13 protein-coding genes are annotated in these 15,294 nt (G+C 72.8%); 8 read left to right on the forward strand and 5 right to left on the reverse strand.

Going from position 1 to position 15,294, the window contains the following annotated elements:
- The 3 genes from G3I53_RS04280 to G3I53_RS04290 all read left to right on the forward strand — a co-directional run.
- Positions 1-623, forward strand: a 623-nt coding sequence (locus G3I53_RS04280; RefSeq protein ID WP_164438032.1) for a DUF2690 domain-containing protein, incomplete at its 5' end; no start/stop codon positions are given.
- Between the two features lie 198 nt (positions 624-821).
- Entirely contained in the window at positions 822-1,451 is a 630-nt protein-coding gene (locus G3I53_RS04285; RefSeq protein ID WP_164338800.1) for a class I SAM-dependent methyltransferase, read from the forward strand.
- A gap of 206 nt (positions 1,452-1,657) precedes the next feature.
- Positions 1,658-2,149 carry a DinB family protein gene (locus G3I53_RS04290; protein ID WP_164338799.1) on the forward strand — a complete coding sequence of 164 codons (492 nt, stop codon included), beginning with the start codon at positions 1,658-1,660 and terminating at the stop codon, positions 2,147-2,149.
- A 118-nt stretch (positions 2,150-2,267) separates the two neighbouring features.
- On the opposite strand, the gene G3I53_RS04295 is transcribed toward G3I53_RS04290, so the two are convergent.
- Both G3I53_RS04295 and G3I53_RS33600 read right to left on the reverse strand, forming a co-directional pair.
- The gene (locus G3I53_RS04295) at positions 2,268-2,912 is read right to left on the reverse strand and encodes a response regulator transcription factor (protein WP_164338798.1); all 645 of its coding nucleotides are present in this window, start codon (positions 2,910-2,912) and stop codon (positions 2,268-2,270) included.
- Entirely contained in the window at positions 2,897-4,144 is a 1,248-nt protein-coding gene (locus tag G3I53_RS33600; protein ID WP_164338797.1) for a sensor histidine kinase, read from the reverse strand. The genes G3I53_RS04295 and G3I53_RS33600 overlap by 16 nt, the downstream gene beginning before the upstream one ends.
- Positions 4,145-4,320: 176 nt before the next feature.
- Here G3I53_RS33600 and G3I53_RS04305 point away from each other — a divergent pair, with 176 nt between their 5' ends.
- Complete coding sequence (locus tag G3I53_RS04305) at positions 4,321-6,255, forward strand: serine hydrolase domain-containing protein (RefSeq protein ID WP_164338796.1); 1,935 nt, start codon at positions 4,321-4,323, stop codon at positions 6,253-6,255.
- 109 nt (positions 6,256-6,364) lie between these two features.
- On the opposite strand, the gene G3I53_RS04310 is transcribed toward G3I53_RS04305, so the two are convergent.
- The 3 genes from G3I53_RS04310 to G3I53_RS04320 form a co-directional block, all read right to left on the reverse strand.
- Positions 6,365-6,610 carry a hypothetical protein gene (locus G3I53_RS04310; RefSeq protein ID WP_164338795.1) on the reverse strand — a complete coding sequence of 82 codons (246 nt, stop codon included), beginning with the start codon at positions 6,608-6,610 and terminating at the stop codon, positions 6,365-6,367.
- Between the two features lie 221 nt (positions 6,611-6,831).
- Positions 6,832-7,839 (reverse strand): 2,3-diaminopropionate biosynthesis protein SbnB, encoded by a 1,008-nt coding sequence (gene sbnB / locus G3I53_RS04315; RefSeq protein ID WP_164338794.1) that lies wholly within the window; start codon positions 7,837-7,839, stop codon positions 6,832-6,834.
- Positions 7,840-7,906: 67 nt separating this feature from the next.
- Complete coding sequence (locus tag G3I53_RS04320) at positions 7,907-10,147, reverse strand: MMPL family transporter (protein WP_164338793.1); 2,241 nt, start codon at positions 10,145-10,147, stop codon at positions 7,907-7,909.
- Positions 10,148-10,517: 370 nt separating this feature from the next.
- Here G3I53_RS04320 and G3I53_RS04325 point away from each other — a divergent pair, with 370 nt between their 5' ends.
- The 4 genes from G3I53_RS04325 to G3I53_RS04340 all read left to right on the forward strand — a co-directional run.
- On the forward strand, positions 10,518-11,504 hold the full coding sequence (locus G3I53_RS04325) for an ATP-binding cassette domain-containing protein (protein ID WP_318653182.1): 987 nt from the start codon (positions 10,518-10,520) through the stop codon (positions 11,502-11,504).
- Entirely contained in the window at positions 11,501-12,304 is an 804-nt protein-coding gene (locus G3I53_RS04330) for an ABC transporter permease (RefSeq protein WP_164338791.1), read from the forward strand. The genes G3I53_RS04325 and G3I53_RS04330 overlap by 4 nt, the downstream gene beginning before the upstream one ends.
- A gap of 22 nt (positions 12,305-12,326) precedes the next feature.
- Positions 12,327-13,307, forward strand: a complete 981-nt coding sequence (gene sbnA / locus G3I53_RS04335) for a 2,3-diaminopropionate biosynthesis protein SbnA (RefSeq protein WP_164338790.1) — start codon at positions 12,327-12,329, stop codon at positions 13,305-13,307.
- Positions 13,304-15,294, forward strand: a 1,991-nt coding sequence (locus tag G3I53_RS04340) for a condensation domain-containing protein (protein WP_164438033.1), incomplete at its 3' end; no start/stop codon positions are given. The genes sbnA and G3I53_RS04340, both read left to right, overlap by 4 nt.

Raw genomic sequence — 15,294 nt, forward strand, 5'->3', positions numbered from 1 at the left:
ACGGCAGCTCGCCCGCCGCTCCCGCCTCCGTACCGGCGGCGGACGCGGACCCGGAACCGGCCGCCGACCCGGCCGGGGCGCAGGAGCCGCAGCGGGCCGCGCCCCCTGCCGCCCGCCGAAGACCCCGGCGCTGGAGCCTCCTGCTCGGAGCGGCGACCGGGGTGGGCATGGTCACGGGTCTGCTCGGCGGGATGCTCATCTCCCCGCCGGTGAGCCAGAGCGAGCCCAAGGCGAAGGGCAGTGTCGCCCGGTGCACCGGCTTCGAGTGCCGGGGCAAGGACGCCCAGCGCATGGAATGCCACATCGGGGTGTGGACGGCCGCCGCGGAGAAGGTGGACGGCCTGTATCTCGAACTGCGCTACAGCCCCCGGTGCGGAGCCGCGTGGGCGCGCATCACCGAGGGCGAGGTCGGGGACACCGCCCGGGTCGAGGGGAAGGACAAGCTCTCGGCCACGCGCTCCATCTCCTACGACCGGGACACCTACTCGCCCATGATCGAGGCGCCCTACCCCGCCGCCGTGCGGGCCTGCGTGGTCCCGGCCGACGGCGGCGCGGAGGTCTGCACCTCGCACGGGGGCCCCTCACCGCTGCCCGCGGCGGTCACCGACGAGCGGAAGCCGTAGCCGGGCCGCACCCCCGCCGGTCAGGTCCGGCGGCGGCCCGCCGGGGCCGGTTTCCTGCGGCGGTCGCGCCGCCCGCCCTCACCGGCCCCCTACGGGAATCCCTTTGCCGAAGCGGCAAGTTGCCGTGCCGGTTCCGGGACATCGGGTGAGACTGGCGAACATACGGCAGAGCGCACACCGACCCGATGAGGAGCCCCGATGAGTGCGACCGAGGCAGCGGTCACCTTCTGGGACGACGTCCACGCGGCCCGTCCGCAGGCCGCCTCCCCCCGCCCCAACGCCCGGCTGGTCGAGACCGCGGCGGACCTGCCGCCCGGCGACGCCCTCGACCTGGGATGCGGCAACGGCGGCGACGCCCTCTGGCTCGCGGGACAGGGCTGGCGGGTCACGGCCGTCGACCTGTCGGCCGTGGCGGTGCGGCGGCTCACCGAGCGCGCGGCGGGGGCCGGCCTGGGCGAGCAGGTCAGCGCCCGACGCCACGACCTGAGCCGGTCGTTCCCGGCGGGCCGTTTCGACCTCGTGACCTCCCACTATCTGCACACCCCGTACGAGCTCGACCGGGCCACCGTTCTGCGCCGGGCCGCGCAGGCCCTGCGCCCAGGTGGCCGCCTGCTGGTCGTCGACCACGGATCGACGGCTCCCTGGTCGTGGGATCAGGGCCCCGACGTCCGGTACCCGAGTCCCACGGAGGTCGCGGAGGGCCTGGCCCTGGATCCGGCGACCTGGACGGTCGACCGCGCCGACGCGTCGCCCCGCACGGCCACCGGACCCGACGGGAGCACCGCCGAGGTCACCGACCACATCCTGCTCGTACGCCGCACCGGCTGACCCGGCGGCCGGCCGGTCCGGTCGGCGCGACCGGTCGAACCCGTCGGCCGCCGACCGAACCGGTCGGGCCCGCCGGACCACACCGCTTCAGTCGGCCTCACGGAACCGGTGAGCCCCACCGGCCCCCGTCGGCCCACCGAACCCGTGGGCCCCACAACACGTCGGCCCCGCCCACGCCTTGCTCCACCACCGAAGGAAGAGGCCCCATGCCCCCGCCCACCGCCCCTCACCGCCGACGCCGGGACACCCCGCCGCCCCGGACCGCGAACACCGAGGCCGACGTCCTGCGCGGCTTCCTGGACTACCTGCGGACGTCGATGGCGGACAAGGTCGACGGTGCCCCCGAACCCGGGGTGCGGACGGCCGCGGTCCCGTCCGGCACGAACCTGCTCGGCCTGCTGCACCACCTCACCTGGGTGGAGCGCGCGACGTTCCTCGGGGAACGGGTCACCGACTGGCAGGCCACCTTCCGGGCCCCCGAGGGGAACGGCGTCGCCGAGGTCGTCGCCCGCTACCGGGAGACCGTCGACCGGGCGAACGCCGTACTCGACTCCTGCACCGACCTCGCCGCGCCCCTCCCCGGGCGCTCCTCACCCAGCACCCGCTGGGCCCTCACGCACCTGATCGAGGAGACAGGCCGCCACGCCGGTCACGCGGACATCCTCCGCGAACTGATCGACGGGTCGACCGGGCGCTGAGCCCGGGTCAGCCGGCCACGGACCGGGCGGCGGCAGCCGGGCTCCGACGACCGGCCGGCGCGTCCCGAGTTCACCGACACGGGCGGCGACGGCGGCCGTGACGCGTGCCGATGGCACCTCACTTGAGGTAGGCGAGCACCGCCAGGACCCGTCGGTTGTCCGCCTCCGACGGGGGCAGGTCCAGCTTGGTGAAGATGTTGGACGTGTGCTTGATGACCGCACGTTCGGTGATCACCAGCTCCTGGGCGATCGCCGCGTTCGAGCGGCCCTCCGCCATCAGGCCGAGGACCTCCCGCTCGCGCGGGGTGAGGCGGGAGAGCGGGCCGTCGCGGTGGTGCTCCTTGGCGAACAGCTTGGCGACGACGTCGGGGTCCATCGCGGTGCCGCCGGACGCGACGCGGCGCACCGCGTCCACGAAGCCGTCCGGGTCGAACACCCGGTCCTTGAGGAGGTAGCCGATGCCTCCGCTGCCGTCGGCGAGGAGTTCGCGGGCGTAGAGCTGTTCCACGTACTGGGAGAGGACGAGGACCGGCAGGCCGGGGATGTGGCTGCGTGCCTCCAGGGCGGCCCGCAGGCCCTCGTCCGTGAACGTCGGCGGAAGCCGGACGTCGACGACCGCGACGTCCGGCTTGTGGTCGAGGAGGGCCCGGAGCAGTCCGGGCCCGGTGTCCACGGCGGCGACCACCTCGAAGTCGTAGGACTCCAGAAGACGGACGAGTCCGTCCCGCAGCAGGAAGAGGTCCTCGGCTAGGACAACACGCACGGCAGCTCCATGGTGAGGGTGGTCGGTCCGCCCGGCTTGCTGTTGATGGCGAGGAGGCCGTCGAAGGCGGCCAGCCGGCGTTCGATGCCGCGCAGCCCGGTGCCGCGCGAGGGGTCGGCGCCGCCCCGGCCGTCGTCGATGACCTGGCCGCGCAGGGAGCCGTTCTCGTACCAGAGGTCGATGCTCACGGTGTCCGGCTCGGCGTGCTTGGCGGCGTTGGCGAGGGCCTCGGCGACCGCGAAGTACATGGCCGACTCCACGGGCGCCTCGGGGCGGCCGGGCAGGTCGGCGTTGACGGTGACGTCGAGCGGGCTGTCCATGGCGAGGGCGCGCACCGCGTCGGCGAGGCCGCGGTCGGCGAGCACCGGCGGGTGGATGCCGCGGACCAGGTCGCGCAGTTCGGTCAGGGCGGCGGCGGAGGCCTTGCGGGTGTCGGACAGGATGGCGCGGACGGCCTCCGGGTCCTTGCTGAGGAGCTGCTCGGCGACGCCGAGGTTCATGCCGAGGGCGACCAGACGGGCCTGCGCACCGTCGTGCAGGTCCCGCTCGATGCGGCGCAGTTCGGCCGCGGAGCTGCTGACGGCGTCGCTGCGGCTGTCGGTGAGGCGGCGGACGCGCTGGACGGTGCGGGTCGGGGCGAGCAGGGTGCGGGCCAGGGAGGCGTGGGCGCGCAGCAGGGCGGGCCCGGTGGTCAGGCCGGCGGCCAGGACGACGACGCCGAGGGCGGCGCAGTACATGGCGGAGGTCAGGTCGCTGATCTCGATCCACAGGTAGTAGTTGGAGCCCGCGTCGGCGATGGGGCGGTAGTAGGCCGGCATCAGGATGCCGCCGATGCCGCTGACGACGAGGGCGAGGGGCATCAGGGCGAGGGCCACGCCGGCCACCGGGTTGACCAGCATCCAGGCCAGGTCGCGCCAGGTCGCCGGGTCGGTCAGCACCCAGTGGGTGCGCTGCCACTGGCCCTTGAGGCCCGGCTCGGCGGCGGGGGCGGGCAGGTACGGCTCCTCGACCGGCCGGCCCGACCAGTTCTCCGCGAGCCGGCGGGAGGCGTTGACCACCGACCGCACGGCGACGGCGAGCGCCGGGACGAGCAGGACGCCCAGGCCGATGCCGATCAATGAGACCGCCGTCAGGAAGAGGCAGAAGAGGACGAGTTCCGCGATCACGAGACCGAGAACGGGCAGTCCCTTGCCGACGGCTCGGTAACCGGTGCGTACATCCAGGTTGTTCACGGTCGTCCCATTCCCCTCCGGGCACGGCTCCCTGCCGTGCGCTTGCCCTGAGTCTGCTCCGTGCGGGGGCCGTGCACAGGGGACGTGCGTCCCGTCTCCGATGGTGTACCCAGGTCCCCCTCGGGACGCCACCGAGGTGGCTGTCCCGCTCCCGGCGCTAGCTCTTGACTTGTTCCATGACGATGCGACAGCGACTGCGGCACCTGCTCCTCCCGCTGTGCGTCCCGCTGCTCCTGGCGGGGGGCGCCGGCACCGCCTCCGCGACTCCCGCGGTGCACGCGGAGACCCGCGCCGCCTCCGGACTCCCCGCGGCCGACGGGACGTCCGGTCTGCCGGGGACCGTCGACGCGCTCGTGCGCCGGCAGCTCGCCGACCACCGGATCCCCGGCGCGTCGGTGGTGGTCGTCGAGCGCGGCCGGCCGGTCCTCACCCGCGGCTACGGTGTCGCCGACACCGACGCGGGGACCCCGGTCGATCCGCGGCGCACCGGGTTCTTCCTGGCCTCCGACGCCAAGCTGTTCACGGCGGTCGCGGTCCTGCAGCAGGTGGAGCGCGGTCGCCTCGACCTGTCGGCCGACGTCAACCGCTACCTCAGGACCTTCCAGGTGAAGGACACGTATCCGGGGCACCCCGTGACGGTACGCGATCTGCTCACGCACACGGCGGGCTTCGACAACACCATCATCGGGCGGGCGGCCACCCGGCCCGAGGACGTGCGCCCGCTCGGCGAGAGCCTCGCCGCGCACCAGCCGCGCCGGGTGCGCCCGCCGGGCGAGGTCGCCAGCTACGACAACTACGGTGTGGCGCTCGCAGGTTACCTGGTCGAGTCGGTGACGGGCACCCCGTTCTCGGACTACCTGGAGCAGTCGGTGCTGCGGCCGCTCGGGATGACGCGGACGAGCTTCGCGCAGCCGCACTCCCCCGCCATCGCCGCCGGCCTCGCCCGCGGCCACCGCCCTGCGGGCGGCGGTCAGCGGGCCCAGGACGGGCAGTACGGCGACTGGTCCCCGACCGGTGCGGGCGCGGTCACCACGGCGGCCGACATGGGCCGGCTGCTGACCGCGCTGCTCGACGGCGGCGGCCCGGTGCTGACCGAACGCTCGACCGCGGCGCTGATGAAGCGTCAGTTCGGCAACGACGAGCGGCTGCCCGGCCTCGGCTACATCCTGGAGGAGCGGGTCCGCGACGGGCAGCGGATGCTGGTCAAGGACGGCGACCTGCCCGGCTTCCACGGCAACCTGGCCCTGCTCCCGGACCGGGACGCGGCGGTGTACGTCGTCTACAACGGCGACGGCGAGAACGGCTCCGCCGCCTACGCGGGGCAGGAGGTCGTGGACCGCTTCGCCGACCACTTCGGCACCGCCGCCGGCGCCCGCCGCTCCGTCTCGCGGGCCGACGTCACGCCGTACGAGGGCGAGTACCGCTCCACGCGGACCAGTTCCTCGGAGCTGACCCGGGTCAGCGCGCTGATCGGGTCGGTCCGGGTGACCGCGGGCGAGGGCGCGACGCTGACCACGACCGGGCTGTCCCGCGACCCGGAAGTGAGCGAGCGGCACTGGGTGCAGCTGAGCCCGGGGCTGTTCCAGGAGAAGGGCGGCCAGGACCGCATCGCGTTCCGCGACGGACGCCTGTCGGTCGCCTCCGACGCCTCCGTCTCCTACGAGCGGCTGCCCTGGTACCTCTCCCCGGTGCTGCACCAGCAGGTGCTGCTCGGCTCGCTGGCGTTCCTCGCGCTGACGGTGCTCGCGCTGCCGGTGCTCGCCCTGGTCCGCCGACGCTCCCCGGGCACGCCGGCCGGGGCACGGGCCGCACGGCTGCTGCTGTGGGCCTCCGGTGCGCTGATCATCACGGCGGTGGTCTGCTTCCTGCTGCTGTCCGCCGACCCGAACGCCCTCAACCGGACGATCATCGTGGGCGACTCGCCGCTGCTGCGGGCGGTCCCGGCGCTGACCGGCGTCGCACTGGCGACCACGGGCGCCATGGTCGTCTGCACGGTCCTGTCCTGGCGGCGCCGCTGGTGGGCGGTGACCGGGCGGCTCCACTACACGTGCAGCACGCTGGCGGCCCTGATCTTCCTCGGGGTGGCCGCCTCGTACCGGCTGGTGGGGTGAGGCGGAGGACCGGGCGGGCGCCCGGCCGCCGCAGGAGGACGGAGGGGAACCGCCCGTCCGGGACGCGATGCGCCCGGACGGGCAGTTCCGTGTCTGCCGGGGGTTCACATCACCCGGCTTTCTTGCGCCGTGCCCAGTGCTGCCCGACCAGGGCGATCACGAAGGTCGCCGGAACGATGCCGAGGTCCCTGACACCGAAGAGCGGATCGGACGTCGTGAAGCGCACGATCAGCAGCCCCGCATAGACACCTGTCGCTATCAGGGCGCCGGCCAGGTAGATGTCGGCCGGGCGCGAGGTGCGGCGCCGCGGGCCGGGAGACAGAGCGTGTACTCCTGGTGGTGCATTTCTGGGCATGGCAGAGAGCCCTCTCCCCGTGTTCCGCGGAGGGCGGCTGGTCAGGCCGCCGGTCGAGGTCATGAAATCACATGATCAAAACGACACCGCGGGCAGGCGGGACATTGGCCGTGTTTCAACAAGCCGTGCACACAGGCGCGGTGGTCGTGCCGAGGCGCGCTGCGGGGCCCGGGCAGGTGGCTGTCTGCCCGGGCCCCGTCGTGCGGAGGGGTGGTGGCCGGCTACCAGCGGGTGGTTTCGCCGAAGAAGTCGTCGATCTCCACGGCCTCGCCCGCCGCCCGGGCCGCGCGCAGGACGTGCAGGCCGACGGCGAGGTCGAGGACGCCGAGGCCGAAGGGCGAGAAGATGACCGGCCTGTCGTCGCCGACGGTCACCTCGCCGCGGATGAACTGGGCGAGGGTGCCGGTGACGAAGTGGCGGTCGCCGTACTTCTGTTCGGCGAGGTGGGGGGAGGTGTTCGCCTTCAGGCAGTGCTCGACGTCGTCGAGGATGTTGTAGGCGCCCTCGATGAGCTCCGGGCCGATGTCGCGCAGCGAGATGTTGAGGACGACCTGGCCGGGTGCGAAGGCGTCCGTCTCGGTGATGTACGGCTCGGCTGCGGTGGTGGCGAGGACGACCACGTCGGCGCCGCTGAGGGCGGTGGAGAGGTCGGGCTCGGTGCCGGCGGAGTAGCCGAGGGCGTCCCTCGTGTGGGCGGCGAGCGCGGCGCCGTACTCCGTGTTCCGGTCGTGGACCGTGACGGAACCGACCTGCCAGTCGCGGGCGGCGAAAAACTCCAGGATGTTGCGGGCGATGATGCCCGCGCCGACAACGGTCAGCCGTCCGGCGATGCGCCCGCCGGTGAGCCGCTCCGCGGCGAGGACCGCGGAGGCGGCCGTGCGGGCGGCGCTGATCTGCGAGGCCTCCAGGCAGGCGAAGGGGTAGCCCGTCTCGTGGTCGTTGAGCAGCAGGGCCGCCGAGGCGCGCGGGATGCCGCGGTCGATGTTGGCGGGGAAGCTGCTGATCCACTTGATGCCGGACACGTCGGCGCCGGCGCCCAGGTGGGCGGGGAGCGCGATGATGCGGGCGTCGGGCTTGTCGGGGAAGCGGAGGAAGTAGCTGTCGGGGTTCACCGAGTCGCCCGCGTGGTGGGCGAGGTAGGTGTCGCGGACGACGTCGACGATGTCCTGGCGGGAGGCGGAGATGATCTCCCGCGCGGCCTTGCCGCCGACGACGCTGAACTCGTACATGGCTGAAGGGTCCTTGGGATCGTGAGCGGATGAGAGGAGAGCGGAGGAGCGTGCGGGCGGGTGCCGCTCAGCGGCTCGCCAGGGGCTGCTCGGGCGACGCGGTCCGCTGCTGCGCCGGGGGCGTGGCCTGCTGGGGCTGCTCCTCGCCGTGGCTGAGCTCGGGCAGCCAGCGCAGCCAGGACGGCAGCCACCAGTTGGACCTGCCGAGCAGGGCCATGACAGAGGGCAGCAGGACGGCGCGCACCAGGGTGGCGTCGAGGAAGACCGCGACGGCGAGGCCGACGCCGAGCTGCTTGAAGTCCTGCATGGACAGGGTGCCGAAGACCGCGAAGACGGCGACCATGATGAGTCCGGCGCTGGTGACGACCCCGGCGGTGGCGCGGACGCCGTGGGCGACCGCGGCGCGGTTGTCGACGCCCTGGTCGTAGGCCTCGCGGATCCGGGAGACCACGAAGACGTGGTAGTCCATCGACAGTCCGAACAGGACGACGAAGACGAACAGCGGCATCCAGGACTCGACGGCGCCGACGGCCGTCGTGCCGACCAGTTCGTCGCCCCAGCCCTTCTGGAACACGGCGGTCATCACGCCGTAGGCGGCGACCACGGACAGCAGGTTGAGGACGATCGAGGTGAGGGCGATCACCGGGGAGCGGAAGCAGAGCAGCATCAGCAGGAAGCTGACGCCCATCACGAAGGCGAAGACGGGCACGATCGACGACTTGAGCTGGTCGTTGTAGTCCGTCGAGAAGGCCAGGTCGCCGCCGACCAGCGCCTGGTTGTCCGCGCCCTTGCCCAGGGTGGCGGGGATGATGTCGCCGCGCAGCTCCTCAAGGGCACGCTCGGAGGCGGCGTTGCGGCCGTCGCCGGCGAGCGGGGCGCTGATGACCGCGATGTTCTCGTCCGCGTGGACGGTGACCTCGACGGGGTTCTTGACGTGGCCGGAGGCGAGGGCGCGCTCCTTGAAGCCGTCGAGGGCGCCGGTGGCCTCGGCGGAGGTGATGTCGTCCGTCTTGAAGACGATCTGGGCCGGTGCCGGGGCGCCGGGGAAGACGGCTTCGATCCGCTGCGCGGTTTGGGCGGTGACGTTGTCGGCGGGGAGCAGCTGGTCGAAGCCGAGCTTCTCCGTCTTCATGGACAGCGCCGGCGCGGCGAGGGCCAGCAGGAAGGCGATGCCGAGGACGGCGAAGAGGGCGGGCGTGCGCAGGACGGCGCCGAGCAGCCGGCCCGGCTTCTGGTCCGCGGTGCGGACGGCGGCCCTGCGGCGCAGGCCGGGGATCCGTCCGGCGTCGATCCGGTCGCCGAGCATCGCCATCACGGCGGGCAGCACGGTCATGGAGCCGAGCACCGCGATGAGGACGACCTCGATGGTGGCGATGGCGAAGCCCTCGAACACGGTGAGGCCGGAGAGGAACATGCCGGACATGGCGACGGCGACCGTGAGGCCGGAGATCAGCACCGAGCGGCCGGAGGTCGCGGCGGCGATGCGCAGCGCGCTCTCCTTGTCCCGGCCGGCGGCGCGCTCCTCGCGTTCGCGGCGGATGTAGAAGAGGCAGTAGTCGACACCGACGGCCAGGCCCATCAGCAGCAGCACCGAGTTGGTCATGGCGTCGACCGGGACGAGCTGGCTGGACAGCGCGAGCAGACCCATGGCGGCGACGCACGCGGTGATGGCGAGGATCAGCGGCAGGAGGGCGGCGACGAGCGCGCCGAACACGACGAGGAGGATGCCGAGGGCGACGGGCACGGCGGTGAACTCGGCGCGGGTGAAGTCCTCGCCGAGGGAGTCGTTGATGCCCTTGAGGCCGCTGGCGGCGCCGTACTGGCCGAGGGTGACGCCGGGGTGGGCGTCCTCGGTCTCGGCGAGCGCGTCGATGACGGGCTGGATGCGGTCGGCGGCGGTGTCCGGGTCGCCCTTCACGGCGAACTGGATCAGCGCGTCGTGCCGGTCCTCGGAGACGGCGCCCGTCTTGTAGGGGTCGCCGATGTTCTGGGCGAGGCCGGTGCCGTCCACGGCGGCGATGGCGTCGGCGACGGCCTTCTTGAACTCCGGATCCGCCGCGGTGTGTTCGCCGCTGTGCACGAGGACCATCTCGGGCGCCGGGGTGGTGATGCCGGCGTCGACGAGGAGCCGGGCGGCACGGCCGGACTCGCCGGTGCCGTAGTCGGCCTCGGTCAGGCTCTTCTGCCCCGCCATGCCGCCGAGGACCGTGAGCGCGATGACGGCGAAGAGCCATCCGAAAAGTGCGGTCTTGGGGTGCCGGGCGCTCCAGGCGCCCAGTGACGCCGCCAGATTTCGTTGCCTTGCCATTACCTCTCCCAGTGGGACGTCAGCGGGGCGCTGGATGAGCGACGTCACTCACTGTAAATATGCGTGGCCTGCAACTTCCCGTGCGCACATGTCAGTTGACTGCCGCTGCAGCTTCCTGCCAACCGGGTTCCGGGGGCAATGTCTGCAACATGCTGCAGCGGCAGCCTGTGGCCAGGAGGAGCGGCGTGATCCGGCCAAGTCGGCGGTTAGGTTCCTTCTCGTCGGGACTTTCCGGACGGTGCGGAAATGCGATCCGCCCACCGCGGCCCATTCGCCGGAATCCCGCCCCGAACGTACCCACCCCCGCCGGTTCCCATGCCATTCCACAACCAGCCAACCACTTCACCTCAAACGTGAAAGGGGGAATTCCGTGAACACCGCGATCGAGGCGGCCGGCCTGACGAAGCAGTACGGCGGCCACCGCGCCCTGGACGGCGTGGACCTGTCGGTCGAAGCGGGCACCGTGCTCGGCCTGCTCGGGCCCAACGGAGCGGGCAAGACCACCACGGTCCGCACGCTCGCCACCCTGCTCGAACCCGATGCCGGCACGGCTCGCGTCGCGGGCTTCGACATCGTGCGGCAGCGGCGCGAGGTGCGCCGCCGGATCGGTCTCGCCGGGCAGTACGCCGCCGTCGACGAGCTGCTGACCGGGCGGGAGAACCTGGTCCTGCTCGGCCGGCTGCTGCGGCTCGGCCGCCGGGGCGCCGCCGCCCGGGCCGCCGAACTGCTGGCGCAGTTCGAGCTGGAGGCCGCCGCCGACAAGCCCGCCCGGGAGTACTCGGGCGGCATGCGGCGCCGCCTCGACCTGGCCGTCAGCCTGATCGCCTCGCCCGAGGTGCTCTTCCTCGACGAGCCCACCACCGGCCTCGACCCGGCCAGCCGGGCCACGCTGTGGCGGATGGTGCAGGACCAGGTCGACCAGGGTGTCACCGTCCTGCTGACCACGCAGTACCTGGAGGAGGCGGACTTCCTCGCGGACCGGATCCTGGTCGTCGACCGGGGCCGGGTGATCGCCGAGGGCACCTCCGACGAGCTGAAGCGGAAGGTCGGCGGCGAACGCCTGGAGGTGGCCGTCGCCGATCCCGCCGGGTTGGCGCAGGCGGTGGCCGTGCTGACGCCGCTCGCGGTGGGCCCGCCGCAGCTGGACGAGCGGCAGCGCACCGTCCACGTGCAGTTGCCGGACGGCATGGGCGCGCTGGCGTCCGCCGCGACCGCCCTCGAGTACGCGGGCGTCACCGTCGAGGAGTTCGCGCTGCGGCGCCCCTCGCTCGACGACGTGTTCTTCCATCTGACCGGCGAGCTCACGGGCGCGCCGGCCCCGCACCCCGACGCAGCGAAGGCGGAGGCGTCCCCATGAGTTCGGTGCTTGCCCACGGCAGTGACGTCGCGGCCCTCACCGGCCGGCACCTGCGCCACCTGCGGCGCACCCCGGAGAAGATCATCGGCGTGGCGCTGACGCCCGTCGCGATGGTGGTGATCCTGGGCTATCTCTTCGCGACCGTCGTCGAGGTGCGGAACACCGGCGGCAGTTACCGCGAGTACATCATGGCCGGGGTCTTCGCCCAGGTCGGGCTCTCCTGCATCGGCATCACCGCGATCGGTGTGGCCGGTGACCTCGGCAAGGGCCTCATCGACCGGTTCCGCTCGCTGCCGATGGGCCGGGCCACCGTCCTGGTCAGCCACACCCTGGCCGACCTCGCCGCCGCGGCCCTGAGCATCGGGCTCGTCGCGGTCACCGGACTCGCCGTGGGCTGGCGGGTGCACGGCTCCTTCGTCGAGAACGCGGCCGGCTTCCTGCTGCTGCTCGGCTTCGCCTACGCCATGCTCTGGGTCGGCGCCCTCCTCGGCATGGTGATGCGCAACCTGGAGGCGATCAGCGGCGTCGCCGCCCTGCTCCTGGTGCTGTTCTCCTTCCTCTCCAGCTCCTTCATGCCGCTGACCGGACTTCCCGGCTGGCTGCGCACCGTCGCCGAATGGAATCCGGTCAGCGCGGTCTCCGAGGCCTGCCGGCAATTGTGGGGAAACACCGGGGCGGCCACGTCGACGAGTTTCCCGGTGGAGAACGCGGTGCTCGTGTCGGCCATCAGCATCGGGGTGCTCGTCGCCGTTCTCATACCTCTCAGCCTGCGCGTGTACCGCATTTCGGCAACGCGATAGAGCTTGTCCTACTGGGGGAATCATGCCGGTCATATCGGCTCCGCACGAATTCAACACCGAAGATCTCTACGTCGATCTGCGGGCGCTGTACGGATACCCGCTGCACCTCAAGTGCGAGGGCTTCAATTTCGCCGGTTCGATCAAGCTCAAGGCCGCCGCGAGCATGATCGAGGCGGCCGAGCGCAGCGGTGCGCTCACCCAGGGCTCGACGCTGGTGGAGTCGTCGTCCGGGAATCTCGGTGTCGCGCTCAGCGTGATCGCCGCGGCCAAGGGCTACCGCTTCATCTGCGTGGTCGACACGCGGACGAACGTCGCCACGCGCAAGCTCATCGAGGCGCTCGGCAGCGAGGTGCACACCGTCACGGAGCCGGCCGAGGAGGGCGGGTTCCTGGCGGCCCGGCTCGCCTACGTCCGGACGCTGCTCGCCGAGGACGCGCGGGCCGTGTGGCTGAATCAGCACGCCAACCCGGACAACTGGCGGGCGCACTACCGCACCACGGCCCCGGAGATCGAGAAGCGGTTCCCCGATCTGGACGTGCTGTTCGTCGGCTCCGGCACCACCGGCACGCTGATGGGCTGCGCCCGCTACTTCAAGGAGCTGCCGCGGCCGGTGACGGTCGTCGCGGTCGACAGCGTCGGCTCCGTCACCTTCGGCGGCCCGCCCGGCCCGCGCCTGATCCCCGGGCTCGGCACCGGCGTGCGTCCCGCGCTGCTCGACACCTCGTTCATCGACGACGTGGTGCACGTGTCCGAGGCCGACACGGTGAGCGCCTGCCACGCCCTGGCCCGCGGCGGATTCCTCTTCGGCGGCTCCACCGGGACCGTGGTGAGCGGTGCGCTGCGCTGGCTCGCCGAGCACCGTCCCGGCGAGAACGGCACGGCGGTCGCGATCGCCCCGGACCTCGGTGAGCGCTATCTGGACACCGTCTACCAGCAGAGCTGGGTGCGCGAGGTGTACGGCCTCGAACCGACCGGACTCTCCACGGGAGCTGCGCAGTCATGACCTCCTCCACCCCTCCCGCCCGGCAGCTGCCGCTCTCCGCCGCCCAGCGCGAGATGTGGTACGGGCAGCAGGCCGACCCGGGCAACCCCGTCTTCACCATGGGCGACTTCCTGGAGCTGCGCGGCCCCCTGGACACCGCCCGCTTCACGGCCGCCTGGCAGCGCGTGCTGCGGGAGGCCGGCACCCTCCGCGCCCTGTTCACCGAGCACGACGGCGAGCCCCGCCAGGAGCTGGCCGACGCCGCGGACTTCCCCGTCGAGACGCTCGACCTGTCCGGCGAGCCGCACCCGCGCGAGGCCGCCGAGACGTTCATGCGGCAGGACCTGCTGGTGCCGCCGGACCTGACCGCGGGCACGCTCCGCTCGGTCCTGCTGCGGCTCGGCCCGGAGCACCTGCTGTTCTACATCCGGGTCAACCACATCCTGGTCGACGGCTTCAGCCGCGTCCTCGTCTACAACCGGCTCGCCGCGCTGTACGCGGACCCGGACGCCGAGGGCGCGTTCCCCGACCCGCGCACCCTCACCGACGACGAGGCCGCCTACGCCGAGACGCCCAAGTACCGCAAGGAACAGGCGTTCTGGCGCGCCCGCTTCGAGGAGCAGCCGGAGCCGGTGAGCCTCTCGCCACGCCCCGGCGGGCCCGCCCGGAGCTCGCTGCGCTGCGAGGCGGTGCTGCCCGCCGCCGCGGTCGAGCGGCTGCGGGCGCTGGCCTGGGACGCCCGCGTCACCTGGCAGACACTGCTGATCGCCGCCACCGGCGCGTACGTGCAGCGGGCCGCCGGCGTGGACCGCGCCCTGCTCACCCTCGCGGTGCCGGCCCGGGCCACGGCCGCCGCCCGCGCGGTCCCGGGCATGCGCGCCAACTTCGTGCCGCACCCGGTGCGGGTGCGTCCCGGCCTGACGGTCGCCGACTTCCTGCGGGACAGCGCGGGCGAGCTGCGCGCCACGCTGCGGCACCAGAACTACCGGGGCGACCGCATCCGCCGCGACCTCGGCTTCACCGGTGACGCGGGGCGCTCGCTCGGCCCGACCGTCAACGTCCTGGAGTCGGGCTTCGACTACGCCTTCGGCGCGTGCACCGGTCTGCTGCACAACCTGTCGACCGGTCCGGTCGAGGACCTCCAGATCATCTACCTCGACGCGGCCGAGGAGGGCTACGCGGTCCGTCTGGACGCCAACCCGACGCGCTACACACAGGAGGAGCTGGACCTGCACCGGCGCCGGCTGTTCGCCTGGCTGACCACGCTCGCCGAGGCGGGCCCCGACGCGCGCGTCGACCGACTCGACGTGCTGCTGCCGGAGGAGTCGGCGGCGGTACGGGCGGGCTGGGCGGCGACGACGGTCGACGAGCCCTGCACCGGGGTGGTCGAGCGGGTGCGGGCGCACGCTGCAGCGCACCCGGACCGGATCGCCGTGCAGGACCCGGACGGATCGGCCACCTACACCGAACTCGTCAGCCACGCCTCGGCATTGAGCCGCCGACTGAGAGCGGCCGGGGTGCGCCGCGGGTCGCGGGTGGCGATGCTGTGCGAACCCGGCATCCCCTTCGTCACCGGCATCCTCGCCGTCCTGGGCGCCGGAGCCGCCTGGGTCCCGCTCGACCTGCGCGCCCCCCGGGCCCGCACCGCCGGCCTGCTCGACGACTCCGGCCCGGACGTCCTCTACGTCGGACCCGGACTGGACGACACCGCCACCGAGCTGCTGGCCGCCGCCACGGCCGCACCGGCCACCGTCAGCTGGGACGCCTCCCGTGACACCGACCTCCTGCCGCCCTCCGGCACCGGCGACGACCTCGCCTACGTCATCTTCACCTCAGGCTCCACCGGGCGTCCCAAGGGGGCGATGGTCCACCGCGCCGGCATGGTCAACCACCTGCTGGCCAAGGTCGACGACCTGGACATGACCGCCGACGACGTGACCGTTCACAACGCCCCGGTCACCTTCGACATCTCCGTCTGGCAGATGCTCTGCCCCCTCATCACCGGCGG

The sequence above is a fragment of the Streptomyces sp. SID14436 genome (assembly GCF_010548465.1).
GTDB lineage: Bacteria > Actinomycetota > Actinomycetes > Streptomycetales > Streptomycetaceae > Streptomyces.